Origin of the sequence: Domibacillus robiginosus (assembly GCF_000966195.1) — a bacterium.
Lineage (GTDB): Bacteria > Bacillota > Bacilli > Bacillales > Domibacillaceae > Domibacillus > Domibacillus robiginosus.
Genome location: NZ_LAHL01000052.1, coordinates 1 through 25458, shown reverse-complemented (window position 1 = coordinate 25458; position 25458 = coordinate 1). Strand labels below are relative to the sequence as shown.

Below are 25458 nucleotides of genomic sequence, written 5' to 3'. Positions count from 1 at the left end.
AGAGACTAAACCTAAAAATAAAATAGCTCAACAACCTCCCAATATGTCAAAAGCAGAGAGGAGACAAAATATGAGTGTTCAAAAAAGTACAGATAGTTCAAGTCTGGCAGAAGTGATTGACCGAATTCTCGATAAAGGAATTGTTATTGATGCTTTTGTAAGAGTATCACTCGTAGGGATAGAAATTCTTACAGTCGAAGCTAGAGTCGTCATTGCCAGTGTAGATACATGGCTGAGATACGCAGAAGCGGTTGGATTATTAAGTGATGAAGCCCAAACGGAAAGTCTTGCATACCAAAACCAATCACAGACATCACGGTTAAGTTACTAAAGTACAAAAAAGCCATAAAAGAAATCTATCAAGAGAAGAGGTTAAGAGAATGAATACCCAGGAAGCCAATGAAAAACAAGAAGGAAATCAAAACCAGGCATCAGCCGAAAACAGTATGCAAAAAGCAGAGGTAAACCAGGAAGAAAACAACCAGACGAAGGATGAAAAGCAGTCGGCAGAAACAAAAGACAGCCCTAACTATTCGATCAATCTGGCTATACTGGGCGGCGTAGTAGGAGCCGGAATAGGGCTGCTCGCCAATCCGGATACCGGCAAAAAACTAATGAAAAACTTGGGCGAATCTGAATTTGTAAAGGTAGCGGAAAAGGAATTTAAGAAAACCGCACAGGAACTGCTGGCCGGCCAGGCACAAAACAGCATTAGACAATTAGCTGAAGGATACATCAGCAAAATTGACGGAAAGCTGCTATCTCCCCTAAAGGAAAGCGGGGAGAACAAAGGAACAGGCGGTTCAGAAAAGGAAACCCAGTCACCAGCGTATGAAAAAATCAAAGAAGAAAACAAAGAGCTCAATGAGCGGCTTCAAAAAATGGAAAAAATGTTGAATGATCTGGCCGGCACGCAGAAATAAGAAATTCTCTTAAAGGAAATCCGGAGGGGGTGATGAGATGGACAAGCGCTTGAAAAAAGCGGCTGGTAAAGTGGCAAAAAGCGCGATCAAACACGCTCCGGAGCCAGTGAAAGAGAAAGTGAAGGAAGTCATCGTCGACAAAGCAAAGGAGAGATTTAAAGAAAACATCCATGAAAAAGCAGGAGAGGCAGAAGAAAAAGTCCAGGAGGTCCTGCTGTCAGCCCGTGAAAAGCTGGGGAATGCAGTGGAGGCTGGACAAGAGTTTCAAAAAAAAATGTCTTCAGCCAATAAAAAAGACGATGACCGACGAGTAAAAGGCGTCAAGCATATTAAGGGAATCAGTGACATTAAAACGTCCAAAGATATTAAAAGTGCTACTAAAATCAAACGTGCGAAAAACATAAAATCTTCCAATGATATTAAAACAATCGGTTCTTAATATCATCACGAAAGGAGAAAGCAATTATGGCTGTTCAAAAAAGTACAGATAGTTCTAGTTTAGCAGAGGTTATTGACCGGATTTTAGATAAAGGGATTGTTATCGATGCTTTTGTAAGGGTGTCAGTAGTCGGAATTGAAATTTTAACGGTGGAAGCCCGGGTGGTCATTGCCAGTGTAGATACATGGCTGCGTTATGCAGAGGCGGTCGGATTGCTTGGAGATCATGTTGAAGAAAATGGACTGCTTGCTCAATCAAATGAAAGAAATGCACGGTTTAGCATTTAATAAAGAAAGCAGAGCCAGGGTATAAGAAGCCCTGGCCTGTTATTCTCTAGCAGGAGGACATAATGGAGATTAAAAAGATTATCGGAAATGTTACCGAGTTCTTTAATGAATTCGTAGCGCCCGTTCACAAAATTACTTCCGTAGAAAAAAATGATAATGGCTGGCAGCTGACTGTGGAAGTGATTGAAGAAAAAGAATACATGAAAAAGTATGCAAAAGACGAAATGATCGGTGTATACGAGGTTCTCTTAAATGAAGAGAAGGAAGTAACTTCTTATAAACGACGAGATATTCGGTATAGAAGTTCAATTAATTATGAAGCATAGGACGCGGGAGTAGGAGGAAAAAGAGTGACCGTCTTAAAAAATAAGATCAATAAAAATTCCAAAGAGATTGTCCATGATCCAGAGACAGAAGACTTGCTTTCCCGCTCACTGCAATACTTAAAAGCGGGCTATCCTATTCACTTAACAGGCCCTTCTGGCACTGGAAAAACCTCGCTGGCGCTCGCTCTGGCAAAAAAAAGAAAAAAGCCTGTCATGCTGATCCATGGTAACCATGAATTAAACAATAAAGACTTAATTGGTGATTTTACTGGCTATACGAGTAAAAAAGTAGTCGATAATTACGTTCGTTCTGTATACAAAAAAGACGAAAGTGTAACAGAAACATGGAGAGACGGGCGGCTGCTGGAAGCAGTAAAGAATGGCTACACTCTTGTTTATGATGAGTTTACCCGTTCAAAGCCAGCCACTAACAATATCTTTTTGTCTATTTTAGAAGAAGGAATCCTTCCTTTATACGGAACAAAATTAACAGAACCGTTTGTTCGAGTCCATCCTGATTTTGCCGTTATCTTCACCAGCAATCCCGAGGAATATGCAGGGGTCTATCAAACACAGGAAGCGCTGCTTGATCGTCTGATTACGATTTTTATTGATCATAAAGAACACGACCGGGAAGCAGCCATCATTTCGGAAAAGATAGATATCACTCAAGAGAAGGCCGAAGCCATTACCGCTCTTGTTGCTCAGTTACGTGAAGAATGCGAAGCGGACAACGGGCCGAGCCTACGCGCTTCATTAATGATTGCCAGAATATCGGTGAAAGAAGAAATTCCAGTAGACGGGTCAAACGCTGCTTTTCAGCGTTTATGTCTCGACGTATTAGCGCATCAAATGAGCCGGTGCATCAAATCGGATAACCCAATGAAAGCAGCAGAAGAATTAGTGATAAAAGCGTGTCACAATATGAAAGTTACTGAGGAATAAAGGAGTGTTTTACAATGAGCCAGGAAGAATCAATGGGGATTTATATTTTTTGTGGAATTCAAATAGAGGCGGATGAAAACTTCGGAGAAATAGAGATTGAAGAAGAAAAAAGAGAGCTGTTCACTATTCGGTTCAAAGATGCAGCGATGGTCGCTGCCGAGGTACCAATGAAAATTTATCATCCGAACAAAGATAATTTAATGATGCACCAGCAGGCGGTTTCTCTTGTAATGAAGAAAAATGACACCGTGATACCGGTTAGTTTCGGAAATGTTTTTCATTCAAAAAAAGATGTAGGTGTGCTGTTGGAGAATTTATATCCGCAATTTGAAAAACTTTTCCCGGAAATAAAGGGAAAGGTGGAGCTCGGTTTGAAGGTCATTGGCAAAAAAGAATGGCTGGAATCAAAAGTAAGCGAGGATGCCAGCATAGAAAAAATGGCACAGGCAGTAAAAGGGAAATCAGAAGCAGCCAGCTACTATGAACGAATTCAGCTGGGGGGAGCTGCCCAGAAACTTGTGACATCTTTGCAAAAAGAGACAGAGCAGGATATCTTCCTTCCTTTAAAGGAGCTGGCAGAAGCGTCAAAAGTAAATGATCCGATCGGGGAAAAAATGCTCCTAAATGCAGCATTTTTGGTAGATCGTGACAAAGAAGCAGCGTTTGACCAAAAAGTAAATGAGCTGCACGACCAGTGGGAGGATCGGGTCGAATTCAACTACAGCGGTCCGTGGCCGGCTTATAACTTCGTCAATATTAGATTAAAAGTTGAGGATGCCTAATGCTGCACAAGCTGATTTCTGCGCCGATCAACCTTGTCATCAAAATTGGAGAAAAGGTAAAAGAAGAAGCAGATAAAGAGCTGTACGACTTGCCTACCATCCAGCAAAAGCTCATTCAGCTGCAGATGATGTACGAGCTTGGAGAAATTCCAGAAGAAGCTTACAAAGCGAAAGAAGAAGACCTGATTATACGGTATGAAATGGCCAAACGAATGGAAATGGAGCAATGGGAGCAGATGACAAAGAAGAAATGAGGGCAGTAAGAACATGGATCGTCTAATTTATTTGTATGGATTGGCTCAAACAGAGGAAGCAGCCAGCCAGCCGCTTCCGTCTTTGAAAGGCTTTGATGATGCAGGAGATCTATATACGGTTCCAATAGGAAAGCTGACAGCGATTGTTTGCAGCCTGGATGCCGAAGAATACGCAGAAGATAAAATTAAAGATCGGGTTAATAATGACATGGAATGGCTTCAGGAAAAAGCCTTTCACCATCATGAAACGGTTATGAAGCTGGCAAAAATCTATACCTTAATTCCATTAAAGTTTTGTACATTGTACAAAAATGAAGACAGCTTAAAAGCAGCTGTTGGGTCAAACGAAGGCAAAATGCTCGATACATTTGCTTTTATCACTGGAAATGAAGAATGGAACGTCAAAATTTATTGTGAAGACGAGCAATTAAAAAAGGAAGTAAGCGCGAATATCCCAACTATAGAAGCAAAACGAGCGGAAATCAGCCAATTGCCAAGAGGAAAGCAATTTTTTGAAAAGAAAAAGCTAGACAAGGTCATTGCGTCTGAGCTTGAGAAAGAAAAAAACAAAGTAAGTGAACACATTCATTCCCGCTTAAGTGAGTTTGCTGTTCAAGGAAACGTCAAAAGAACGTGGAGCAGCGAAGTGACTGGAAGGCAAGAGGAAATGACATGGAACGGTGTATACCTCATTTCCAAATCGAAAGTCGAAGATTTTTTAAACCAAATTCAGCAATATGAAAAGGATATGAAGGAAAAGGGCTGGAAGTTCCAAGCATCTGGACCCTGGCCGGCCTATCACTTTTCAAGTTTTTCATAAAGAGGGAAGAGAACGATGTCACTAAAAGAATCGATTGAGAACAAGGACATTGCCCTAATTGATATTCTGGATGTCATTTTGGACAAGGGAGTGGCAATAAAAGCAGATTTAGTCATCTCCATTGCGGGAGTTGACCTGGTTTATCTGGATTTAAGAGTACTCATTGCTTCGGTAGAGTCGCTTGTTCAGGCTCAACAGGGAAACGACAAAACTATCTCTTCTGTACAATTTGATAAACAAAGGGAGGATCTTACACATGCAACCGGCCAGCCAGACAAATGGAAAAATTAACCTGGATCCTGACAATGCGGAGCATGGGTTAGCGCAATTAGTGCTAACGGTCATTGAGCTGTTAAGACAAATTGTAGAAAGGCATGCAATTAGAAGGGTAGAAGGCGGCACGCTGACGGATGAGCAAATCGAAAATTTAGGCGAAGCGCTCATGAATCTGGAAGAAAAAATGGAAGAATTAAAAGAAATTTTTGGGCTGGATGCAGATGATTTAAATATCGATCTTGGTCCTTTAGGAAGCTTGCTTTAATTAAAAACGCCAAGGAGGATTTTACATGGCAGTCGAACATTCCATGCAATCCAGTACAATCGTGGATGTATTGGAAAAAATATTGGATAAAGGTGTTGTAATCGCAGGAGATATTACGGTCGGTATTGCGGATGTTGAGCTATTAACCATCAAAATACGTCTGATTGTTGCTTCTGTTGATAAAGCAAAGGAAATCGGCATGGACTGGTGGGAAACAGATCCGTATTTAACATCCAAAGCAGCCGATCATCATACAAAAGCACTTGAAGAGGAAAATAAGAAACTTCATGAAAGGCTCGAATCGCTGGAACAGAAGATATCTACAAATCGTATTGATACAAAAGAATTCAACTACTAAGCAGGAGGTTCTATCATGGAAAAAGCGAAAAAGATGGGAAAGCAGACGCAGGAAACAAAAAAAGAAAACGGCACAAGCAGCAGTTCCCTTAGACGTTCTCTTGCAGGAGGATTAATTGGGGCTGCCGTTGGTTATATGGCTACGCCCGAGAATGGAAAGAAACTGCTGGAAAACGCAAGCCGGGATAAGTTAAAGAGCACAGGCTCCGGCCTGGGTCAGGCAATGAAGGAAAAATCAAAAAAAGCAGTAGCTTCTATTAAACATTCGACTGGAAAGATGCTGGACAAAAAAGAGGACGTTACAGTAGAGGGGTATGCGAATGATGAAGAAGAAAAGAACAGTGGAAATGAGACAACCCTCACACTAGGAGCAGATCATAAGTCCACTGGCAAAAACGAGCAAGCATCCAATCAAGAAAGCAAAGATTTCAATGATCGTTTAGACCGGCTGGAAGAAATGCTGACAACATTTATCGAAACAAAAAACGGCCAGGAAGGGAGAAAAACGAAAAGTAAAGGTGATGCGAATGAGGCTGCTGAATCAACTGCAGCATCAAATGAAGGAAAGAACGAGAAAGAAAATTCACCAAAACAGGAGAGCAGTAAAAATGAGCAGCCCAAATCGAAAGAGCCAGATCACGATGGAGGCTCATCATCATATTTGCAGGAGCCTTTAAGTAACGAAGAGGATAAGGAAGAACCAAAGGCTCAGCGGGACGATCAAGAAAATAAACAGGAACCGAAGTCAGAGCAAGCAGGCGAAGAAAATGAAAAAGAATTGCAAGAGCAACGAGGAAACAAAGAGAATGATGATACAGCACAGCCCGAATTAAAAGATAAAGAGACTGGCGAAGAACAACCAACTCAATCAAACAATAATGAAAAGAACGATGAAAAGGTACAGTTAAAATCGGAAGAATCTGAGAAAAACAGTAAAGAGGAACCAGCAGAGTCAGAGGAAAAATCAACGAACAAAGAATATGAGGCATTAAAGGAAGAAAATGAAAAGCTGCAGGGCCGTCTGGGTAAAATAGAAGAAATGCTTACAAAAATGCTCCAAGAAAAAGATAAGAATCAAGAAGCAGATTCTAACCAAAGCGACGACGAATTTCAAACGCAAGAGCAGGATAAAAAGGAAAATGACAAAAGTTCCGAGGATGCTGAAAAAAAAAGTCAAGTAACTAACGAAGAAAAGCCAAATTCGAATGAGAATCAGAAAGAAAAAGAGGAGCTTGGTGAAAAAAATAAAAATCAAGCGGGAAAAGAAGAAGTAAAAGCAGAAGTAAAAGATTCATCTAAGGACCAGGATCAGAAAAAGAAAAACAAAACAGAAGATCAAGAGAAAAATCAAAAAGATAAAGAAAAAAACGATGGCTATAATGATGAAAAAAAGAGTGATAGAGAAAACAGCAACGAGAATAGTGATAAGGAAAAAGCTGCTCAATCAAAAAAGCAAAATAGCAAGGAAGCAGCATCATCATCCAGCGATTCAGACAACGAAGAGAAAGCAACTTATTATAATGTTCTTTCCAATGAGAAAGTAGAGGAAAAAGTGGAAGACACGTACCTTCTTTTAAATGAGATGAGAAAGGAGATGTAATATGAGCAGCGGTTCTAGTGCAGCCAAAGATAGTATTCTTGAGTTTTTTGTCGAAGCGGCAAACAAGGACGACTTCTCCTTAGATATTACGCTAAATGTAAAAGGGGCTGTGATTACAGGTACACTCGTATCTGCACAGGAATATTTCCACATGCTGAGTGAAACCTTTGAAGGCGGAAACGAAACGGCACAAATGGTCAGTGACCAGCTTCAAAAAGCCGGAGAAGCGTCACGTACGAACGATACAGAAGCACATTTTCTTCATATGAAAGATACAAAGGTCTACTGCGGCGACAGCAAGCCTACTCCTTCAAAAGGAAAAATTCTCTGGCGGGGAAAACTAAGTGAAATAGACGGCTTCTTTTTAGGAAAAATATTCGACAGCAGTGACAAAGAAAGATAAGGAAAGAAAGAGTGAGCAATTGCCAGCAGAACTGGCAATTGCTCTTATTTTATAAAGAAGGATTGGGAAAACAATGACGGGCCATGTTTCCGGATCGTCCACAACGGATAAAGTGCTGAGAAGGCAAAATGCATTTTTTATTCAGCAAGAAACCATTCAAGAGGCCTTATAGATCGGTTAAAGAAGAATGGAAAGGGCGGGTAAAATGGAGAAAGCATGGTGGAAGGAAAGTGTCGTTTATCAAATTTATCCAAGAAGCTTTAAAGACTCTAACGGAGACGGGATTGGTGATTTGCAGGGAATTATCGCCAAACTCGATTATTTAAAAAAGTTAGGAGTAGACATTGTCTGGCTTTCACCTGTTTACAAGTCACCCAATGATGATAACGGTTACGACATTAGCGACTACCGGGATATTATGGATGAGTTTGGCACAATGGCAGACTGGGATGAACTGCTGGCCGGTCTTCATGAAAGAGGCATGAAGCTGATGATGGACCTCGTTGTCAATCATTCATCGGATGAGCACGCCTGGTTTATCGAGTCGCGGAAATCGAAAGAAAACGACTACCGCGATTATTACATTTGGCGACCCGGTAAAAACCGGAAGGAGCCAAACAACTGGGTTTCTTTTTTCAGCGGTTCAGCCTGGCAGTATGATAAAGCAACCGATGAATACTATCTTCATTTGTTCAGCAAAAAGCAGCCTGATTTAAATTGGGAAAACGAAACCGTCCGCCGTGAAGTGTATGACATGATGACCTGGTGGCTGGACCGGGGTATTGACGGATTTCGGATGGATGTGATTAATATGATTTCCAAAGTAGAGGGACTGCCGGACGGGCATCAGCAGGAAGAAGGCGAATATGCATGGGGCGGCGACTACTTTTTAAATGGGCCGCGTGTTCATGAGTACTTACAGGAAATGAACCGGGAAGTCCTGTCAAAATACGATATAATGACCGTCGGTGAATGTCCGGGTACATCCGTTGAAGATGCACAGCGGTATGCCAACAGTGAAGGAACAGAATTGAATATGATTTTCACCTTCGAGCATATGGATTTAGATGCCGGGCCAGGCGGAAAGTGGGATATGCGGCCATGGCAGCTGCAGGAGTTAAAAAAAGTCATGTCTAAATGGCAGTACGGCTTAGAGGGAAAAGGCTGGAACAGCTTGTATTTAAATAACCATGACCAGGCCCGAATGGTTTCCCGCTTTGGAGATGATAGAGAGTACCGGGTAAAATCAGCGAAAATGCTCGGGACGTTCCTGCATATGCTCAAAGGAACTCCGTATATTTATCAAGGCGAAGAAATCGGGATGACAAACGTACAGTTTGATATTACCGAATATAACGATTTGGAAATTTTAAATATGTACGAGGAGCGTGTAACCAAAGGAGGAGGGAATCATGCAAAAGTGATGGAAGCCATCCACGCCAAAAGCCGCGACAATGCCCGGACACCGATGCAGTGGGATGCCGGTGAAAATGCCGGGTTTACCACTGGCATTCCATGGCTTAAAGTCAATCCGAACTGTTCCGACATTAATGTAGAACAAGCCCTGAATGATCCCAATTCTGTTTTTTATTATTATCAGAAGCTGATCAAGCTCCGCAAGCAGTATGAGGTGATTGTATATGGAACGTACGAGCTGATTTTAAAGGAACATCTACAAGTATATGCGTATACACGTAGATTTGTAGATCAGATACTGCTTGTTATCAACAATTTTTCTGCAGAAACAGCCCAATGTCAATTGCCTGAAGGCATAAAATATAAATCAGTTGAACTGCTCATCAGCAATGAACCCGTTAAGGAAGGATTTACGCCTTCTATTACATTGACTCCTTATGAATCCAGAGTTTATCTATTGAAACAGTAATAAAGAATTAGAAAACGCCCTTGCCTCCTTGTCTTGTATGAGTGAGGCAGGGTATTTATACATGTTTCATTTTTCGTTCCACGTATGAATTGTAAAGACCGGGGGAGGCATCTCGGTCATATTCTCTGTAATCAGCCCAATGAGTTCCCTTCTCGCGATCAGCTTTACGCCGCTTCTTTTGGCAAGCTCAAACGCGTTTTTAGAAAACGTATTATTAGTTACGACCCATGCTTCATCTGCTTGATAATACATTTTGGCGGAAAAAACCTCCTGTATAGAAGAAATGCCTACTGCTTTGCTGTATCTTTTGGCTTGTACCACAATGAAGGCTTCATCCTTCTCCATCAGCAAATCCGCTCCGTAATCTCCGGAAGCAGGTGTTACTTCAACTTCATAGCCCATTGCCCTAAACAATGCACCTAAATAGTTTTCAAATTCTCTTCCATTCATCACATCAATTTCTTTAATACCAGATTGTACAACGTTGTTTTTTTCAGCTTTTTGCTTTCGCCACTGGATATAAAAGTACATAGCAGCAGAAAACAACATAACAAGTAAAGCCATTCCTGCAGCTAGCAAGTGATCTGCTGCGTAGTGAAGGATAAGCAGAAGAATAAGAAAGCTAAAAAGAAGCTGGTTGGATAGTAGGTGTGGGCTTTTTTTCGACTTGTTTTTCGCCATATGATCGTCCCTTTCTTTGAAAGTTAACCTTCGCTACATTATTCATTTTTATTCAGTTTTATGATTCTTTTCTTCCTATATAAAAGCGGGAAATTTAGGAGTGGAAAGCCCTTTGGTCATCAGAAGGTACTGAAAAAGGTCCATCACTTTCTTTGAATGATTATGATAGAATGGGAGAAAATATTGAAACAATCCCATATCTCTAGTATGAAAGAAGCCTGGTATAAATAAGACTTGGCTGGAAGGCGATGATCTATGGTTAATCTTATTCCTCTTATGATTGAACGGGTGGGGATTATTCTCATTTCCGTTTTTCTTTTTTCTCAAATGAAGCATTTCCGCGAATTGATTCACAACAATCAAGGCATCCGGGAAAAGCTGATGCTTATTCTCATTTTTGGTTTTCTTGGTGTAATCAGCAATTACACAGGCATTGAAATTCATACGAATGCGATGACTGAAAACAGCTGGCTGATCGGGTTGGAGCCTGATAGTGCCATTGCAAATACAAGAATACTGGGCATTGCCATTGGTTCTCTGCTTGGTGGTCCCATTGTTGGCCTTGGAATCGGCTTGATTGCAGGCCTGCACCGCTTTTTTCTTGGCGGATTTACAGCTGCGGCGTGTGCGCTTTCTGCTGTCCTGGCTGGTGGCGCGGCCGGATGGCTTGGTACGCGGCATAAGCGAAAAGCGCCTATTTCCACGCCTTTTGCCATTACAGTCGGTATCTTAATGGAAATGATTCAAATGGGTATGATTCTGGTAATGGTGAAGCCGTTTGAGCCTGCCTGGGAATTGGTAAGGTTAATTGGTCTCCCAATGATTACCATTAACGGGCTCGGCATGCTTCTTTTTATGCTGCTGATCCAAAACATTTTACGCGAGCAGGAACGTGCAAAAGCCCTTCAGACGAGCAGGGCGTTTTACATTGCCGATCAAACGCTGCCGTTTTTTCGACAAGGGCTGAATGCCGAATCCTGCCGGGCTGTAGCGGAAACAATGCTTTCACTCACAAAAGCAGATGCGATTGCGGTCACAAATACGAAAAGCGTTTTGGCCCATGCCGGAGCGGGGGAAGACCATCATAAACCGACAGCAGGATTTTCAACCGGGCTGACGAAAAAAGTCCTGCAGAAAGGCAGGGTGCTTACGGCGAAAAGCCGGGAAGAAATCATTTGTACAAATTCAACCTGTCCGCTTCGGGCCGCCGTTGTGCTTCCGTTAAAAGTGTATGGACAGACGGTCGGCACCTTAAAGCTTTACTTCACCAATCCAAGTGATTTAACCGAGGTAGAGCGGGAGCTGGCGGAAGGGCTGGCCAATTTATTTTCCACGCAGCTGGAGCTTGCGCAGGCAGAACAGCAAAGCAGGCTGTTAAAAAATGCAGAAGTAAAAGCGCTCCAGGCGCAGGTTCATCCGCACTTTTTGTTTAATGCCATTAATACTATTTCGGTTTTATGTCGCACCGATCCGGAAAGAGCCAGAAAGCTGCTGCTGGAGCTGAGCCAGTTTTTTAGAAGCAATCTGCAGGGAGCCCGGCAGATGGTCATTCCTCTTGAAAAAGAAATTGAACATGTGAAGGCGTACCTGTCGCTTGAGCAAGCGCGGTTCCCTGACCGATACGAGGTCTTTTTTGATATTGAACTGGGTCTTGAAAAAAGCCTGGTGCCGCCGTTTATTCTTCAGCCACTCGTTGAAAATAGCATCCGCCATGCTTTCTCTGGTTCCAAGACAAAAGGAGAAGTAAGAATCCAGGCTTTTACGGATCAAACGCATATGCAGATTCAAGTAACGGATAACGGAAAGGGTATTCCAGAGGAGAAGCTCGACAGGCTGGGGAAAGAGACTGTTTCGTCCAAGCATGGTACGGGAACCGCACTGGTGAATATTCGCAGCCGTTTAGAAGGAATGTATACACAGGCTTCATTTACAATTACGAGCGAAGAAAAAAGGGGAACAGCGATATCGATTCGCCTGCCATCAGAAAGAAAAGGAGGTCCAGCTTATTATGATGAAAGTGTTTATAGTAGATGATGAGCCCCTGGCAAGAGATGAGTTGAAATATCTCTTGCTCAGAACCCGCGAAGTAGAAGTGGTGGGGGAAGCGAGCAACATAGCCGACTCGCTTCCGCAAATTAAACAAACAAAACCAGATCTTGTTTTTTTGGATATTGAGCTTTCTGAAGAAAGCGGCCTGGAGCTGGCGGCTGAGATTCGCTATCTTGAGCATAAGCCGGCGATTGTATTTGCAACAGCTTATGATGAGTTTGCCCTGCAGGCCTTTGAACTGAATGCTGTTGACTATGTGCTGAAGCCATTTGACGAAAATCGGATCAACCAGACGATCGAAAAAATAAAAACAATCCGCATGATCGGCGGTCAGCGTTCAGACGCCCCTGCAGAAATGCCAAAGCCTTCTGCCGAGTTGCAAACGGGAAAACTGGCAGTGGCCGCCGATGAACGCATTGTGCTGATTGACCGGGAAGCGATTCTTTATACAGCTTCTTCAGAAGGAAAAACCTTGATTAAGACGATGTCTTCTGAATACAAAACACAGGAATCTCTAGCCGCGATTGAGAAAAAGCTTAGCTCCTCTGCTTTTGTACGGGTACACCGAAGCTTTTTAGTGAACATCAACCACATTGATCAAATCGAGCCATGGTTTAATTCAACCTACAATTTGATCATGAAAGACGGATCAAAGGTGCCGGTCAGCCGTACATATGTAAAAGAGCTAAAGCAGTTAATAGGGTTTTAACGCTTTCTTGCAACTCAGCCGGTTATTTTTGCATTTCACAGCGCAAATGCTGCTTGTCGTATTGAAAACGCTAACAATTAATTTTCATTTGGTATAGTGAAAGGGCAAAAACATACAGGGGAGGCCCTTAAAATGAATGCGATTACAATGGTGATAGGTTCAATTTGTATTTTAATGATTGCATACCGTTTGTACGGGACATTTATGGCTGTAAAAGTGTTAAAGCTTGATGATTCGAAAAAAACACCTGCCCATGAGCTTGAGGATGGCAAAGATTATGTGCCGACGAATCGGTGGGTTACGTTTGGGCATCATTTTGCAGCCATCGCTGCAGCAGGCCCGCTGGTCGGTCCTATTCTGGCTGCCCAGTTTGGTTATCTGCCGGGTCTTCTTTGGCTTTTGATTGGAGCGGTTATTGGCGGCGCTGTTCACGATGCAGTTGTTTTATTTGCTTCTATGCGTCAAAAAGGCGAGTCGCTTGCTGAGGTTGCAAAGAAAGAACTAGGTCCGGTAGCCGGCTTTTGCACAGGTCTTGCCATGTTATTTATTATTACGATTACGATGGCTGGCTTATCCATGGTGGTGCTTCATGCACTTGAGCACAATCCGTGGGGGACGTTTGCGGTGGGCATTACGATTCCGATTGCGATGGGTGTTGGTCTTTACCATAAAAAAACAGGCAATTTAAAAGGTGCCTCAATTGTGGGCTTCCTTCTTATTATGGCCGCTGTTTTCTGTGGCCCATACATTCAAGGAACCATGTTAGGAGATTGGCTGACGCTGGATGTAAAAACGCTGTCGCTTATTTTGCCGATCTATGCTTTTTTTGCTGCAGCACTGCCGGTCTGGCTGCTTCTAGCACCACGTGATTACTTGAGCAGCTTTATGAAGATCGGTGTTTTCGTCGCTTTGATTGCCGGTGTGTTTATTGTAAATCCGACCATTGAAATGCCGGCTCTTACGCAGTTTATTGATGGAGGCGGACCTGTGTTAAGCGGTCCTGTCTGGCCGTTTATCTCTATTACAATTGCCTGCGGGGCGATTTCCGGGTTCCACGCTTTTGTCGGATCAGGTACAACACCGAAGATGCTGGACCGTTGGAGCGACATTAAACCGGTTGGGTTTGGGGCAATGCTGGTCGAATGTGTTGTTGGGATTATGGCACTTGTGGCTGCTACTGCTTTGCACCCGGGTGATTATTTTGCGATTAACTCCACACCTGAAGTTTTTCGGACGCTTGGAATGGAAACGGTTAACTTGGCCCAGCTGAGCCAGGATATCGGCCTGGACCTGGAAGGCCGGACTGGCGGCGCTGTAACGCTTGCGGTCGGCATGACCTATATTTTCACAAATGTCCCATGGTTTCATAATCTGGCTTCTTTCTTTTTCCAGTTTGTTATTATGTTTGAAGCTTTGTTTATTTTAACAGCGATTGATTCAGGAACACGGGTAGCGCGGTATTTAATCCAGGATTTTGGCGGTGCTTTTTATAAACCGCTGAAGCGAGTGGACTGGATACCGGGTAATATTTTTGCCAGTGCACTTGCCTGCCTGCTCTGGGGCTATCTGCTTTTCTCTGGTGATATCGGATCGGTTTGGGCACTGTTTGGTGTATCAAACCAGCTAATGGCGTCGATTGGCTTAATTATTGGCGCAACGATTATTTTAAAGGTAGCAGACAAGCGCCGTTATATGCTGACATGCTTAATTCCCCTTTCGTATCTATACGTTACGGTGAACTACGCCGGCTACTGGATGGTGAAAAATGTTTATTTGAATGCGGATGCAGCAGGATACAGCATTTTAAATGGCATGCTTTCAATTATCATGTTGATCCTGGGTGTTGTGATTATGATAGCGGCGATAAAAAATTGGCTGCATAACTGGAATAACCCAGCTGTAAAAATGCGCAGAGAAACAGCTTAACGACAAAAAGACCTAACGTTTTCGGTTAGGTCTTTTTTATATGCAGAATGTCTTACAAAAACCCTTTTTCTTATAGGGTGAGGGCTGAGAGGATAAAAGTACAATTATTCATCGGGCGGCAAGTACAAAGCAGGGTACTGTAAACAGTACTAATGTAAGTACGATCTGTTGATCTCGAAACTGTCTGGATTAAAAGGTTATTTTAAAGAATGTTAATTCATGATTACGTTACCATTTCGATTTGAACATTTTTGACCTAACATTACATCCCGTTTTCACTTTGGTTAAAAACGGCAAAAACACGTGTGTAAAAGAAAAAAAGGTGGTATAACGTTTCTTGTAAGACTTAGTAAACCTTACAAGGAGGAGAAGTATGAAAATCAAACATCCACTTTTAAAAGCAACAGCTCCAGCATTGGCCCTTGGCCTTGCTTTCGGTGCACAGGCAGACGCTGAGGCAGCAAATGTTAAAACAGCCGTGCAGGCGTCCGTAGGGACAGAAAAAGCTGCAAGCGAAAAAAGCGGGGGTTCGATTTTACACCGTTTGAATCCTATTGAGAAAAAAATTTCTTCTATTGAAGACGAACTTGCTGTTGTCGTGTCAGGACTTGAAAACAAGGAAGCACTGACATCGGAAGAATATGAAGAGTATTTAGGTCATCTGAATTCACTTCTTAACCGGACAAATGCAGCGACCAACCAATTACATGCAGTAGCGAAAAAGTCAGGAGAAGACGCACCTGAAGTAACAGAAGCAGAAAACCAGATTGCTGATGTGGTTGCGCAGATATTAGATACTCAAAATCTAGTAAGCACGATTGAGATTGCGCCAGAGCTCCCGGCAGTAGAATTGCCTGAAGAAGAAACAATCGAAGAACCTTCTGCGCCTGTAGAAGAGGGAACAGATGAGGTAGAGGCTCCCGAGGAAGCCACAACCCCAGAGATAGAAGAAAACCTGTATGAGGAAATTGATCCAGCAGAAGAAGCAGATGAAAGCACAAGCAGCGTCGCTGCACCATAAAGATCGTAGAATGCTTGGTGGTATGACTAAAATAGCTTTTTTCAAATGATAGACCCGGCAATCAATCAATAAAACATGAGAAGCCCCTGCTGTCAGGGGTTTTTTCTCGTTCTGTTACTTGTAGAGTCTGACTTCTCAATAAATTAACTTTGTTTTTTATTGTTGGTTTTCCACTACAACACGGTCCATATAAAACGCGGCTTAATATAACTCTTTAATCATCTTGTAGTTTACTAACTTAACACCATTTCGCTCTACGCACTGCGACTGAACTAATTGATAGCCGTGGTGCTCAAAAAATGGTTTTGCCGTGATACTCGCATTCGTGTTTAATGCAGCAAGTCCCAGTTTTCTTGCTTCGCATTCAAGCGTGCTTATTAAAGAGGAAGCAATTCCTTGTCTTTGAAAATCTTTATGAACGTATAATCTATCCAGGTATCCTTTTTGTGTTATATCAGAGAAGCCGACGATTCTGTCATCAATGAGGGCCACATATGTGATATGGGTGCTCATAGAATCCTTCCAGGACGCTAGCCGAAAACCTTCATCGTTTTTAGACGCCCATGCCTCAAGCTGCTCTTGAGTATAATCTTTTCTGTTTACAGAATGAATAGTTTCATAAAACAATCCGACAATCTGTTTAATATCCGAAACACGAAATCTTCTAATTTCCACTTTATTTCCTCCCTGTCATGTGTCTAAACAAAATGAGTAATCAACAAAATAAAAGATAAGATAAGATTGCTGAATTGAGGGAAAATAGAGTATTTTTGGATAAATTATACAAAACATGGTCTTATATAACTAGCAGGCGGTGAGTGGATGGAACCAATAACCAATTCAATAGCTATAACTTTCTCTTTGCGTTAGAATAACCATAAAAAGTTTTGGCTTTTAAGCTGGCAGGAGGAAGAGCCATTGAAACAATGGGAAGATCTTTATCACTATTTGATAAGTCACACGAACCGATTAACAGAAGGTTGGTATGCAACGCTTAAAAAAGGCGAATCTGCTGGAATATACGCTTCTACTGCTGCTGAAAATGTGCAGCTTTTAAAAAAGCAGTATAATAAACTGCACAGGTATTTTTTTCAAATATTTTCGGAAGAAAAAACGACTTCTGCAAAAATATTTAAGGAATGGGTAGTAGAGCTGGCCAGTGATCCAGGCTATTTAGCCACTCCAATCCATGAAGTGCTAAAAGAATTATATAGAACGCGCGACGAATACATGAAGCTTGTAAGAGAATTTGCATCTCTCCACAGGGGGGAATATTCTCAAGAAGATATTGATCAATGGAATTACATGATTATCGATACAATGGATAAAGTGACAACTTTGTTTACAGAGGAACACAATCGAATTTTAGCCAAAAACTATCAAGCTCACCGAGAGATGATTTATGAATTAAGTGCACCTGTTATTATGATCAATGAAAAAACAGGGCTGCTTCCGCTAATTGGGGAAATAGATCATTCACGAGCTAAATTCATTATTGAAAAGACACTGAAGCAGTGTGCACAAAAAAATATAGATTGTCTTTTCATTGATTTATCTGGAGTAGTAGCAATCGATGGAGAAGTAGCTCAACGGCTTTTTCAATTGCATGAAGCTTTAGGGTTAATTGGTGTAAAAACAACTTTATCAGGGGTTCGTCCTGAGGTTGCACAAACAGCAGTGCAATTAGGGCTTTCTTTCAATAAAATTCCAGTTACATCGACATTATCAAGAGCTTTGAATTATAATCCCGAAAATCTTTAAGTAAGCAAAAGGATCGTTATGCTATAGCGATCTTTTTTTTATTGGAGAAATTATTAAAAAAAGTGGTCTACAGAATAATAGAAAGGATAATGGCATTGGCGACCGCAGCCATTATGTATGATCTTTAAAATATCGACAGACTCGGCAGGAAACTCCATTTTTTTTCCGAGATATAGGCAGAAATAGGATTAAAACACATTTAAATTCAGGTTATACCACATATTATATTGGGAGCAAATTCATAAGCCGTTGGAGGTAAAAATGAAGAATGAACTACAGTTTCTCGGAAAAAGGATCTTAAAAAGGAAGTTCAAATTGCTGAGCAGGTACATGAGCAAAGACTAAGTAAAGAAAAAGTACAAAATGTACCGGTAACAGACCGTCAAATGATTGGAATACGGGCAAATTTCATAGGTTTGTTTGTAGAATTCTGCTTCAGCCTCCGACATCAATATTCACAGACGCTTCCTTTATAAATTGGGGAAAAGAAACCGGAAAAAAGTATTTGGCTGGGCATTCCTTTAGATGAAGCCCTAAAAGATACAAGCCATTACAGGACTTATATTTAGGGAGTTCTTGGAGAGGAAATGCAAAAAAATGATATGTCTCTTGCCATTGCACTTAAAGTAGGTGCTCTTTTAGATCCGTTCTTAGACCAGGCTGTTTATGCATTTAGTTCTGCTGATGTGGAATGCCATAAAAGAAAGCATTGAAAATGCCAAACGTGCTTTTCTGGAATTATCCGTCCCGGTTGTACCATTTGCAAAAGGAGTGGCAGTATTGCCGCTCATCGAAAACATTGACACAGAAAGAGCGGGTCTTTTAATGGAGGAAGTGCTGCAAAAAGCTTCTGAAAAAAATTTGTCTCATCTTCTTTTTGATTTGTCTGGTGTCCTGGTCGTTGATACGATGGTGGCAGAACAAATTTTAAAAATTGAAAAAGCATTGGGCCTGCTTGATGTAGAAACCATTTTAATTGGCATTAGACCGGAAGTAGCTCAAACGATGATCAATCTGGAGATCGATATTGGCCAGTTGAAAATTAAATCAAATTTGAAACAAGCATTAAAAGATATTCTATAGTCTTTTATATTATTGTCATTCTACTTGTAAAGAAGCTGCATAACAGCTTCTTTTTTATGTGTCATAAATGCTGCTCCCCTCGACAGGTATAAGATAAAGAAAAAATTGGCAACCTATAAAAAACGGTCGGAATTGTGCGAGACAATGTTTTTACGAGTACGAAGCTAATGGCCGTATTACTAAAATCAGAATGGGAGGTTTTCCTGTGGAGCATAATAAGAAGCTGAATGAAAAGTTACCGGAGAATACGCAGTCTTATTGGAGAGATTCAGTCAATTTACCTGAGTTCCCTCATTTGGATGAAAATCTTTCTGCAGATGTTGTGATTGTAGGAGGAGGAATTACAGGACTTACTTCTGCTTATCTTCTGGTCAAAGAAGGATTAAAGGTTGTTGTTTTAGAAGCGGGAAAATTAGTAAACGGCACAACCGGTCATACAACCGCCAAAGTGACAGCTCAGCATGGATTGATTTATGACGAATTGATGCACAATTTTGGGGAAAACAAAGCCAAATTATATTATGAAGCCAATGAGGAAGCTCTTCGCTTTATAAAAGAAACCGTAAAACAGAATTCAATTGAGTGTGATTTTAGCATACAAGATGCATATCTGTACGCTGGCACCAGTCAATATGCAGGCAAACTTGAAAAAGAGGCCGAGGCTTATGAGCGCCTCGGCATCAATGGCGGACTGATTGACCGTATTCCTTTCGATATTGATATCCAAAAAGCGCTTGTTATGAAAGATCAGGCGCAATTTCACCCAGTAAAATACCTGGCTCATCTTATTCAGGATATTACCAACAAAGGTGGTCTCATTTTTGAAAACACAACATGCGTAAATATTGAGACAGGAGAGCACCCAACGGTTCTTACCCAGAGAGGATCACGTGTTCAAGGGAGCTATATTCTTTCCTGTTCGCATTTCCCTTTTTATGAAGGGGCCGGGCTTTATTCAACGAGAATGCATGCAGACCGTTCGTATGTCCTGGCGGCTAAAACAAAAAAAACATTCCCAGGCGGCATGTATTGTAATGTTGATGAGCCTGCCCGCTCCCTCCGTTCGGTAATGATTAACGGAGAAGAAATGGTATTAATTATAGGCGAAAACCATAAAACGGGACAGGGGAAAGATACCATTGAACACTATAATGCACTTGAAAAGTTTGGAGAAGATGTTCTGGGTTTAGAAAAAGTTCTTTACCGCTGGTCCGCTCAAGATTTAGTGACGCTGGATAAAATACCCTATATTGGTAAAATCACTTCTGATGTACCGAATGTCTTGATTGCGACTGGTTTCAGAAAATGGGGAATGACCAACAGCACGGCCGCTGCACTTTTGTTTCGGGATATTGTTCAGAAAAAATCAAACCATTATGAGGACCTGTATTCTCCGTCACGCTTTAATGCGCATCCAAGCTTAAAAAACTTCCTGCTTGATAACGCGGATGTGGTAGGGCATTTAATCAAAGGAAAACTGGATAAACCTACAAAAAATGTGGAAGACCTGGCTAAAGACGAAGGAGCAGCTATTACGATTAATGGCCATCGGAAAGGTGCTTATCGGGATGCAGAAGGAGAACTTCACATTGTCGATACAACCTGCACGCATATCGGTTGTGAAGTAGAATGGAACAGTGGAGACCGCACGTGGGACTGTCCGTGTCATGGCTCACGGTTTTCTTATACAGGAGAAGTAGTGGAAGGTCCAGCTGAAAAACCATTACAGCGGCATGATCACCGGATGCTGGACAATCTGACTTCAGAGGATTCAGGCTATTAAAAGGAAACGGAAAGCCCCCACTTTAAGCTGAGTGGGGGTGAGTTAATTTAGTATCCTTTTTAAAAGGAGGAAGAATGCAGCGGTTTTTCTTTTATAAAGAGGCAGCGGGAATTTTAGCCCTTTGTTTTACTTTTATTTGTTAGGCTTTTCTCAAATGTGTCGATAATGTAGAGAAATCTTTCTGCTTCCCGGAAAACATGGTCTGCCAGCAAAGGGTGAATGTTACTCTTGATTCTGCATTCTTCAATCAAGTCTCTTGCTGTTTTTTTGAAATTCCGCAGTGAAACCACAGAAACTCGGTTTTCATCTAAAAACTGATCCAAAAGAGGCGTTGTTTCGGATTGTGGGCGCATAGAATCTAAATCCTGTGCTTGAAACACCAGCTGATCAAAATCATGACTGAATTCGCGAGCTTGTTCTACTAATTTTCTCTCGGAAGGATCTAAAAGATGGCCAATGAATTTTGCATGATCGGCCATAATTTTGAGGAAGAAAACATTTTCTTTAATAATGGCCTCAGGCAAAGGTTTTAATTTTCCTTCATTTAGTTCCTTTAAACGATTGGCAAAGTAGGCGGCTTCGCGACTTGTATGGTCTACTAGGAGAGCGTAGTTATTAGATCTTATTTTACAGCTTAAAATCAATCCCAATACCTTGCGTTTGTAAGCCCAGATAGAGGCAGCTGCTTGATAAACTTGATTGTTAAAATGTTTAATTTGCTGAGGGTCCGTTTGAGCAGAGTAGGTACTTAGCTTTTGTTCAATTTGTTCAAATACACTAATAAATTGTTGTGCTTCTTCAATTAATTGCTTGTCATCATGATTAAAGCCCAGACTTAAAAATAAAGCATGCTCTTTCATAATCCGAGACCAGAATCGAATTTCATCCAAAGATCTGCTCACAAAGGAATTGGTCAAAATACTTTCCCCCTTAAATATGCGTCTTAGAAAGGGTATTCAACACCTGTTTTAGATATGTAAGAAGATGGATTTAAATTAAAAGTGCTTCGAATTAGTGGAAAAGAAAAAATAAAAGGTAAGTTCTAAAAAGCTGTTTTTTTGACAGTCTTTTTTCTTTTTCATCCAATTCACTATTATCTTCAATTCAGTTTCTTTCTTTCTGGTATACCTCTTTTAAAATCTCTGTTTTAGTGTCTGTTTCCCCTTCTTTCGAAGTCTCCTTTAAACTTCTATGTTGTACACAAGTACAGTTTTACACAAAAAAACATTATCAGTATTCGTGGGCAGCTGAGGGAAAAAGCCGGGAGCTATTATGGGAAGATAAGAAACAAAATAAACAATGACCATAGTGAAAAAGTGTCAATGTGTATTTTAATATCTTTATTATGATAGGGAACAAAAAAGAAAACGAGGTCAGAGAGACAGCATTTCCCCTGTTGATTTATTGTAAGTTATTTTCCTTAAAGATACCTGATATTTTACTCTCTTCTTAATTAACCAGCCATACTTTTGCACCCTTCTGCATACTTCTTACAGTGCTCAGGTGATTGCTATGCTTTTCACACCATCTTTTTTTAACAAGTAAGACATTCTTCCATATACTCCCTAAATTGTTCGTGCATTTTGGGATTACTCCTTTTTGTGGTACAATCATAGCATACCCCAGTTACGTATATAAAATATTTACTTTAGAAGAAATTTTTAAAGAAAGGAAGGTGATCTTTATATGAACAACGCTGAAGAAATAAAGGCGACACACAGATCAACAAAAGAAAAAGATCAGTTAATAACCCGATTAAAGCGGATAGAAGGTCAAGTACGCGGTATTCAAAATATGATTGAAAAAGATCGGTATTGTGTGGATATTCTTACCCAAATCTCTGCAATCAACGCAGCCATGAATAAAGTAGGCCTTCATTTATTGGAAAAGCATACACAGCATTGCGTATCCGATGCGATAAAGGATGGAGATGGGGAAGAAGCGATTCAGGAATTAATGGAAGTGTTTAAACGGTTTTCTAAGTCTCAATAGTTAATACCAGCAGTGGACAGCTGGTATTATATTTTGTCGTTGATATACCTATTCGGGGTATGGTAAATTTATTTTGTAATAATAAGCTTCAGCAGCTCAAGCAGTATTAAATTCAGTTTCTGGAGTTTTGTTAGAGAGTCACATTAGTACTTGCGTGATTGAACGGTTCAGACAAAATGGTCCTGAGATTGTAAAAGAATTTTTAACCGTCATTTATAAAATCACAAATTATAATTAAATATTGCTTATTTACTATCCTACTGAGGTAAGATAATAAATATAAAACAATAAGAAGGTCATTTAAGGAGGAATTATTATGCAACAAGTTACACTTAAGGTACAAGGAATGTCTTGTGGGCATTGCGTTAATTCAATAGAAGGAAATGTAAGCAAACTAAATGGCGTCCAATCAGTAAAGGTTTATCTTGCTGAAGGAAAAGTTGATACTTCGTTTGATTCAAATATAGTGAGCTTGAAAGAAATTACAGATGTAATTGAAGATCAGGGGTACGATATAGAAGAGTAACCTAACCGGGGTCAAAGTGATCACTAAGGAAAATTTAAAAAGGTCGTGCTGAATTTCAGCACGATTTCTTTTGAAAAACTGTATACCCTACCTTGGTATAAGAAGTTAGGAGTGAGAAAACATGAATCAAAAGGAAGCAACCCTTCAAATATCAGGAATGACCTGTGCGGCCTGTGCAACAAGAATTGAAAAAGGATTGAAAAAGGTGGAGGGTGTAGAAGAAGCAAATGTGAATTTTGCTCTTGAGAAAACAAACATTAAATACGACCCGGATAAAACAGACATAACGAAGTTTAAAGAAAAAGTTCAATCTTTAGGGTATGACGTTTTAACGGATAAAGTGGAATTTGATATTACCGGAATGACCTGTGCGGCCTGTGCCAATAAAATTGAAAAACGGCTAAACAAATTAGATGGCGTTGACAAAGCTGCCGTGAATTTTGCGCTGGAGTCAGTTCTAGTCGAGTACAATCCTGACCAAGTCTCCGTTCCAGATATGAAAGAAACTATTAAAAAGCTCGGCTATTCCCTTGAACAAAAGCAGGAAAAAGCAGGGGAACAAGTCGATCATCGCCAGAAAGAAATTGAGCGGCAAACAGGTAAGTTTATTTTCTCGGCCATTTTGTCTTTTCCATTATTATGGGCCATGGTCAGCCACTTTGAATTTACGTCTTTTATCTGGCTGCCTGATATGTTTATGAATCCTTGGGTACAATTTGCCCTTGCAACACCTGTTCAATTTATTGTTGGAGGACAGTTTTATGTCGGCGCTTTTAAAGCATTAAGAAACAAAAGCGCAAATATGGATGTACTTGTGGCATTGGGCACATCGGCTGCTTATTTCTACAGCTTGTATTTAAGCGTTGCGTCCACCGGATCAAATGCTCATACAGTTGAGCTCTACTATGAAACAAGTGCTGTCCTTATTACGTTAATTATTTTGGGCAAACTGTTCGAGGCAAGGGCAAAAGGCCGTTCCTCTGAGGCGATCAAAAAACTGATGGGCTTGCAGGCGAAAAATGCAACAGTCGTTCGTGATAGCCAGGAGGTAATAATCCCAATCGAAGAAGTTTTACAAGGAGATATTGTTTTTGTAAAACCAGGTGAAAAGGTACCGGTTGATGGGGAAATCGCAGAAGGCCGGTCTGCGCTTGATGAATCGATGCTGACCGGGGAAAGCATTCCAGTTGATAAAACGGTTGGAGACCATGTGATTGGGTCAACCATTAATAAAAATGGTTTCTTGAAAATCAAAGCGACTAAAGTGGGAAAAGATACAGCCTTGGCCCAGATTATTAAAGTAGTGGAGGAAGCGCAGGGTTCCAAAGCGCCGATCCAGCGTCTGGCAGACGTGATTTCAAGTGTTTTTGTACCAATTGTCGTGGGTATAGCAATTATTACCTTCTTCGTATGGTATTTTGCTGTAAGCCCTGGAGAGTTTGCGGAGGCACTTGAAAAGTTCATTGCCGTACTGGTCATTGCCTGTCCTTGTGCACTTGGCCTGGCTACACCGACTTCCATTATGGCCGGTTCAGGCCGTGCCGCTGAATTTGGGATTTTATTTAAAGGTGGAGAACACCTTGAAACAACACACCGCCTGGATGCGATTATCCTGGATAAAACGGGGACCGTTACAAATGGGAAGCCATCTTTAACGGATGTTATTTTAGCAGAGGGCATGGATGAAAATGAATTTCTTGCGCTTGTTGGTACAGCGGAAAAAAACTCTGAACACCCCCTTGCGGAAGCAATTGTTGAAGGAATCAAGGCAAAAGGTATTGAATTGGGATCATCCGATACATTTGAAGCGATTCCTGGCTTTGGTATCGAGTCAACGGTGAAAGGCAGACAATTATTCATCGGTACCCGCAGATTGATGGCGAAGCATAACATCAATGTACAGAATGAACTAACAAAAATGGAGAACCTGGAGAAGCAGGGGAAAACAGCAATGTTAACAGCAATTGATGGGCGCTATGCAGGTATTGTAGCCGTTGCAGATACCATTAAGGAAACGTCAAAAGAAGCGATTGCACGCCTTCAGAATATGGACCTGGAGGTAGTGATGATTACAGGAGACAACACCCAGACGGCCCAGGCGATTGCAAAGCAGGTTGGAATCAAGCAGGTCATCGCAGAAGTATTGCCGGAAGGAAAAGCGGAAGAAGTGAAAAAGCTCCAGCTGGCCGGCAAAAAAGTGGCCATGGTTGGCGATGGGATCAACGACGCCCCGGCCCTGGCTGTAGCTGATATCGGGATGGCGATTGGTACAGGTACCGACGTAGCCATGGAAGCTGCGGACATTACCCTCATACGAGGTGAACTGACAAGTATTGCCGATGCGATTTTCATGAGTAAAAAGACA

General features: G+C 41.3%; 29 protein-coding genes and 1 pseudogene. 27 read left to right on the top strand and 3 right to left on the bottom strand.

The window, feature by feature from the left end; all coding sequences use genetic code 11:
* The first annotated feature begins 70 nt into the window (after positions 1-70).
* From gvpJ (VP97_RS19670) to VP97_RS19600, 15 genes are all read left to right on the top strand, one after another.
* Positions 71-331 carry a gas vesicle protein GvpJ gene (gvpJ, locus tag VP97_RS19670; protein WP_050183863.1) on the top strand — a complete coding sequence of 87 codons (261 nt, stop codon included), beginning with the start codon at positions 71-73 and terminating at the stop codon, positions 329-331.
* Between the two features lie 49 nt (positions 332-380).
* Complete coding sequence (gvpT, locus tag VP97_RS19665) at positions 381-923, top strand: YtxH domain-containing protein (RefSeq protein ID WP_050183862.1); 543 nt, start codon at positions 381-383, stop codon at positions 921-923.
* Positions 924-960: 37 nt separating this feature from the next.
* Entirely contained in the window at positions 961-1362 is a 402-nt protein-coding gene (locus VP97_RS19660) for a hypothetical protein (protein ID WP_050183861.1), read from the top strand.
* Positions 1363-1388: 26 nt separating this feature from the next.
* Complete coding sequence (gene gvpJ, locus VP97_RS19655) at positions 1389-1649, top strand: gas vesicle protein GvpJ (protein ID WP_050183860.1); 261 nt, start codon at positions 1389-1391, stop codon at positions 1647-1649.
* A gap of 62 nt (positions 1650-1711) precedes the next feature.
* The gene (gene gvpO, locus VP97_RS19650) at positions 1712-1975 is read left to right on the top strand and encodes a gas vesicle protein GvpO (RefSeq protein WP_050183859.1); all 264 of its coding nucleotides are present in this window, start codon (positions 1712-1714) and stop codon (positions 1973-1975) included.
* Between the two features lie 24 nt (positions 1976-1999).
* Positions 2000-2920 carry a gas vesicle protein GvpN gene (gene gvpN / locus VP97_RS19645; RefSeq protein ID WP_050183858.1) on the top strand — a complete coding sequence of 307 codons (921 nt, stop codon included), beginning with the start codon at positions 2000-2002 and terminating at the stop codon, positions 2918-2920.
* 14 nt (positions 2921-2934) lie between these two features.
* Positions 2935-3702, top strand: a complete 768-nt coding sequence (locus VP97_RS19640; protein ID WP_050183857.1) for a GvpL/GvpF family gas vesicle protein — start codon at positions 2935-2937, stop codon at positions 3700-3702.
* Entirely contained in the window at positions 3702-3956 is a 255-nt protein-coding gene (locus VP97_RS19635) for a gas vesicle protein GvpG (protein ID WP_050183856.1), read from the top strand. The genes VP97_RS19640 and VP97_RS19635 overlap by 1 nt, the downstream gene beginning before the upstream one ends.
* A gap of 13 nt (positions 3957-3969) precedes the next feature.
* A complete protein-coding gene (locus VP97_RS19630) occupies positions 3970-4776 on the top strand; it encodes a GvpL/GvpF family gas vesicle protein (RefSeq protein WP_050183855.1) in 807 nt (268 codons plus the stop codon).
* A 15-nt stretch (positions 4777-4791) separates the two neighbouring features.
* Entirely contained in the window at positions 4792-5067 is a 276-nt protein-coding gene (locus VP97_RS19625; protein WP_050183854.1) for a gas vesicle protein, read from the top strand.
* A complete protein-coding gene (locus VP97_RS19620; RefSeq protein WP_050183853.1) occupies positions 5033-5317 on the top strand; it encodes a gas vesicle protein K in 285 nt (94 codons plus the stop codon). Before VP97_RS19625 ends, VP97_RS19620 begins: the two co-directional genes overlap by 35 nt.
* Before the next feature lie 25 nt (positions 5318-5342).
* Positions 5343-5675, top strand: a complete 333-nt coding sequence (locus tag VP97_RS19615) for a gas vesicle protein (RefSeq protein ID WP_050183852.1) — start codon at positions 5343-5345, stop codon at positions 5673-5675.
* A gap of 15 nt (positions 5676-5690) precedes the next feature.
* Complete coding sequence (gvpT, locus tag VP97_RS19610; RefSeq protein WP_050183851.1) at positions 5691-7274, top strand: YtxH domain-containing protein; 1584 nt, start codon at positions 5691-5693, stop codon at positions 7272-7274.
* Between the two features lies 1 nt (position 7275).
* Positions 7276-7677, top strand: a complete 402-nt coding sequence (gvpU, locus tag VP97_RS19605) for a gas vesicle accessory protein GvpU (RefSeq protein ID WP_050183850.1) — start codon at positions 7276-7278, stop codon at positions 7675-7677.
* 205 nt (positions 7678-7882) lie between these two features.
* A complete protein-coding gene (locus VP97_RS19600; protein ID WP_156153567.1) occupies positions 7883-9562 on the top strand; it encodes a glycoside hydrolase family 13 protein in 1680 nt (559 codons plus the stop codon).
* A gap of 66 nt (positions 9563-9628) precedes the next feature.
* On the opposite strand, the gene VP97_RS19595 is transcribed toward VP97_RS19600, so the two are convergent.
* On the bottom strand, positions 9629-10243 hold the full coding sequence (locus VP97_RS19595) for a restriction endonuclease (RefSeq protein WP_082220459.1): 615 nt from the start codon (positions 10241-10243) through the stop codon (positions 9629-9631).
* A 255-nt stretch (positions 10244-10498) separates the two neighbouring features.
* On the opposite strand from VP97_RS19595, the gene VP97_RS19590 reads away from it, so the two are divergent.
* The 4 genes from VP97_RS19590 (at position 10499) to VP97_RS19575 (ending at position 15948) form a co-directional block, all read left to right on the top strand.
* Positions 10499-12277, top strand: a complete 1779-nt coding sequence (locus VP97_RS19590) for a sensor histidine kinase (RefSeq protein ID WP_050183848.1) — start codon at positions 10499-10501, stop codon at positions 12275-12277.
* Entirely contained in the window at positions 12252-13001 is a 750-nt protein-coding gene (locus VP97_RS19585; RefSeq protein ID WP_050183847.1) for a LytR/AlgR family response regulator transcription factor, read from the top strand. The genes VP97_RS19590 and VP97_RS19585 overlap by 26 nt, the downstream gene beginning before the upstream one ends.
* Positions 13002-13133: 132 nt before the next feature.
* Positions 13134-14927, top strand: a complete 1794-nt coding sequence (gene cstA / locus VP97_RS19580; protein WP_050183846.1) for a carbon starvation protein CstA — start codon at positions 13134-13136, stop codon at positions 14925-14927.
* Between the two features lie 373 nt (positions 14928-15300).
* Positions 15301-15948 carry a hypothetical protein gene (locus VP97_RS19575; RefSeq protein WP_050183845.1) on the top strand — a complete coding sequence of 216 codons (648 nt, stop codon included), beginning with the start codon at positions 15301-15303 and terminating at the stop codon, positions 15946-15948.
* 201 nt (positions 15949-16149) lie between these two features.
* On the opposite strand, the gene VP97_RS19570 is transcribed toward VP97_RS19575, so the two are convergent.
* Complete coding sequence (locus VP97_RS19570) at positions 16150-16623, bottom strand: GNAT family N-acetyltransferase (RefSeq protein ID WP_050183844.1); 474 nt, start codon at positions 16621-16623, stop codon at positions 16150-16152.
* A 243-nt stretch (positions 16624-16866) separates the two neighbouring features.
* On the opposite strand from VP97_RS19570, the gene VP97_RS19565 reads away from it, so the two are divergent.
* The 4 genes from VP97_RS19565 to VP97_RS19555 all read left to right on the top strand — a co-directional run bounded on the left by VP97_RS19565 (position 16867) and on the right by VP97_RS19555 (position 20575).
* Positions 16867-17709, top strand: coding sequence for an STAS domain-containing protein (locus VP97_RS19565; RefSeq protein ID WP_050183843.1), 843 nt, complete (start codon positions 16867-16869; stop codon positions 17707-17709).
* A 587-nt stretch (positions 17710-18296) separates the two neighbouring features.
* Entirely contained in the window at positions 18297-18422 is a 126-nt protein-coding gene (locus tag VP97_RS24800) for a hypothetical protein (protein WP_281175122.1), read from the top strand.
* The gene (locus VP97_RS19560) at positions 18376-18792 is read left to right on the top strand and encodes an STAS domain-containing protein (protein WP_050183842.1); all 417 of its coding nucleotides are present in this window, start codon (positions 18376-18378) and stop codon (positions 18790-18792) included. Before VP97_RS24800 ends, VP97_RS19560 begins: the two co-directional genes overlap by 47 nt.
* Positions 18793-18982: 190 nt before the next feature.
* Positions 18983-20575 (top strand): FAD-dependent oxidoreductase, encoded by a 1593-nt coding sequence (locus VP97_RS19555; protein WP_156153566.1) that lies wholly within the window; start codon positions 18983-18985, stop codon positions 20573-20575.
* A gap of 113 nt (positions 20576-20688) precedes the next feature.
* Here VP97_RS19555 and VP97_RS19550 read toward each other — a convergent pair whose 3' ends face one another.
* The gene (locus tag VP97_RS19550) at positions 20689-21492 is read right to left on the bottom strand and encodes a DUF2935 domain-containing protein (protein WP_050183840.1); all 804 of its coding nucleotides are present in this window, start codon (positions 21490-21492) and stop codon (positions 20689-20691) included.
* 769 nt (positions 21493-22261) lie between these two features.
* On the opposite strand from VP97_RS19550, the gene VP97_RS19545 reads away from it, so the two are divergent.
* The 4 genes and pseudogenes from VP97_RS19545 to VP97_RS19535 all read left to right on the top strand — a co-directional run.
* Positions 22262-22567 (top strand): metal-sensing transcriptional repressor, encoded by a 306-nt coding sequence (locus tag VP97_RS19545; RefSeq protein WP_050183839.1) that lies wholly within the window; start codon positions 22262-22264, stop codon positions 22565-22567.
* A gap of 100 nt (positions 22568-22667) precedes the next feature.
* Positions 22668-22805 (top strand): annotated as a pseudogene (locus VP97_RS24050) (metal-sensitive transcriptional regulator); the annotation flags it as partial.
* Between the two features lie 78 nt (positions 22806-22883).
* Positions 22884-23093 (top strand): copper chaperone CopZ, encoded by a 210-nt coding sequence (gene copZ / locus VP97_RS19540; protein WP_050183838.1) that lies wholly within the window; start codon positions 22884-22886, stop codon positions 23091-23093.
* Between the two features lie 121 nt (positions 23094-23214).
* Positions 23215-25458, top strand: a 2244-nt coding sequence (locus VP97_RS19535; protein ID WP_050183837.1) for a heavy metal translocating P-type ATPase, incomplete at its 3' end; no start/stop codon positions are given.